The sequence below is a fragment of the Paraclostridium sp. MRS3W1 genome (genome assembly GCF_032465715.1).
Taxonomy (GTDB): Bacteria; Bacillota; Clostridia; order Peptostreptococcales; family Peptostreptococcaceae; genus Paraclostridium; species Paraclostridium dentum.
Genome location: NZ_JAWDJM010000008.1, coordinates 1 through 2,707 on the forward strand (window position 1 = coordinate 1; position 2,707 = coordinate 2,707).

Here is a 2,707-nt window from a genome sequence, read left to right on the forward strand (position 1 = left end):
CCATAATTTTATGGTAGTATTTTTTTTAACTAAATATGTACATAATTTTATTGAAAAATAGAGCATACTAAGGATTATATTAAAAAATATAAATTTTAACATAATTTAAATAACTTTTTAAATGATTAATTAGCAACCTGGATTTTGTTGGAAAGGGATGTTACAATGTTTAAGGTTATTAGTGCAATAAGGAAGTGAATTAAATGAAAAAGAAATTATTATTTTTAATAATTGTTTTTGGATCTATAGTTATCTTTGGAAATAAGGTATACAGTAAATCGGATCAATTATCTACAACTGAAAAAGTAAGTGATTTTAAGTATATGTATAATACAATAAAAGAAGGATATCCATATTTAGATGTAAATACAAGATTAAGTGGAAAAGACTGGATATCTAATAAGAATACATATATAAAGAGAATTAAAAATACTACAAATGATGATGAATTTGTAGCTGAGATGTCGGATATATTAGCAGAATTAGGAAATAAGCATACCGAGGTAATAAATAATAAAAAAAGATATGAAATGTTTAAAAAAGCATATTCGAAAAACAATTGGTATGATTTTCTTAATGATAAAAAAGTTATAGAAAGATACGATAATATAAAATCAGAAATTAAAATTTGTGATGGTAGTTTTTTAAAAAAAGAATTAGTTTTACAAGATGCAGTAAATGGTAGTGTTGGATATATGTATTTACCATCTATGGCACCACAACATGGTTCTATGAAAAATGATTTAAATATGATTGGAGATTATATAAAAACACTAGACAATTACAAGGCTTTAATTATAGATATAAGAGGAAATAAAGGTGGGAGTGATAGTTATTGGCAAGGAATTGTTTCTAAGCTTATAAACGATGATATTAAAATAAGTGGTTATAGAGTTTATAGAAACAAAAGTGAATTAATAAAAAATTATACGGATGAAAGAAAAATAAAATTAAACCCTATTGATAAATTACCTCAGAGTATAAGAAAAAATGCGCCAAAAGAAATTTTTAATAAATTCGATGGGTTTGAAAATACGTCTTATACAATAAAAGCTAGTAATAATTTGAATTTTAAAGGTAATATATATTTACTTACGGATAAAAAGGTATATTCATCATCAGAATTCTTTGCTATGTTTTGTAAAGAATCTAAATTTGCAACTTTGATAGGAGGCACCACTGGAGGCGATGGGGGTGGATTAGACCCTGCTTTGTTTGAATTGAAAAATAGTGGCTTGATAGTTAGAATGGCTAGTGGAATGTATTTAAATAAAGATGGAATATGTGATGAGGAAGTTAAAACTATTCCTGATTTTGAAATAAATAACTGTGAAAGAACTAAAAATGTAAAAGATGATAAATGCATAAATAAAGTTTTAGAGTTAGAACACATAAATTAGAATATAAGTTTTATGAAAGTTAAAAATATTAATTTTGACACTATAAATATAAAGGTTTTTTTAAAATAGTATAGAATAATACTATATTAATAGTGTAGAGTAAATATAAATGTTTTTTAATAAATTATTATGTTTGAATTAAAATTGGATTAATTTAAATACAAAATTTTTTTGATTAATATATTTGTAAGTTGTATAATAAAATGTACAAATTAACGTTATAACTGAAAGGATAGGTTAAAATGATAAAACAAGAAAAAAAATCAAAAAACTTAGGAATGAAAAGAGTTGCTATATTTTTAATAATACTAGCATTTGTTGTTACTGCTGTTGCACCTATAGCTAGCTTTTTTATGTAAATAATATAATTTTTAGGCGGGATATATTATACAGTTAAAAATTATTATTTGTTAAATAAATTTATTATACCGAAATAAAATAAGGGATTATATGTTGGACTTTAAAGTTCTATATATATCCTTTTATTTTGCTTAAATAAGCATATTTTAGAGGAAAATATAATTAATAATATAGTAAAGAGTATTTTAAAATAGGAGGGGTACATGAGTAATTTAAATGAAATTAAATTAAAAACATTTATAAACTCAAGAGAAATATATCCAGATGAAGATATAGAAGGAGTTTGCGTTTTAAGTGGTTTGGATTTAAATAAAAAATTACATGATATAAAAATATATATAAAAACTAACTATATTAAAGATAAATATAAAAATATAGGCGGAAAAAAAGTAGTTTTACAAAAGGTAGAAATAAATTTAGACAAAAGTATAACTGAGGGTGGATTAGTAAAAGTTCCATTTAAATTTAAGGTAAATAAAAAAGTTCCAGTATCAATACACAAAAGTCATATATGGATAAAGACATGTTTAAAAGAAAATGGTAAAAATAAATTAGAAGAAAAATATTATATAGACATATTACCTCCAAAATACATAGAAAATACAATTTATGTTATAGAAAATTTAGGGTTTTCTTTAATAGAAGTAGAGAATAAATATACAGAAAACAAATATGATAATTTACCATTTATTCAGTGCTTTAAATTCAGAAAATTGAAAGAAGCTTTGGATCAAAATGAAAATGATATTGAAATTTTTTTTAAGCAAAAAAATGAGTTTATAGAAGTATATTTAAATCAAAATATAAAAGTTACATTTGAATATAAATATATAAATGATTTAAATTATTTAACTAATAAAATATATTCTGTTATTAAATTTAAAATTTAGCATAAACATATAGTATAGGAAGAAAAACTTCCATGTCAAAAAATATAAATTTAATAT

At 22.1% G+C, this 2,707-nt stretch carries 2 protein-coding genes; both read left to right on the forward strand.

Annotated elements, in window-relative coordinates:
- The first annotated feature begins 203 nt into the window (after positions 1–203).
- Positions 204–1,400, forward strand: coding sequence for a S41 family peptidase (locus RWY47_RS01000; protein WP_025163175.1), 1,197 nt, complete (start codon positions 204–206; stop codon positions 1,398–1,400).
- A gap of 563 nt (positions 1,401–1,963) precedes the next feature.
- Positions 1,964–2,650: a sporulation protein gene (locus RWY47_RS01005; RefSeq protein WP_224170290.1), complete on the forward strand. Its 687-nt coding sequence runs from the start codon at positions 1,964–1,966 to the stop codon at positions 2,648–2,650.
- The last annotated feature ends 57 nt before the right edge of the window (positions 2,651–2,707 follow it).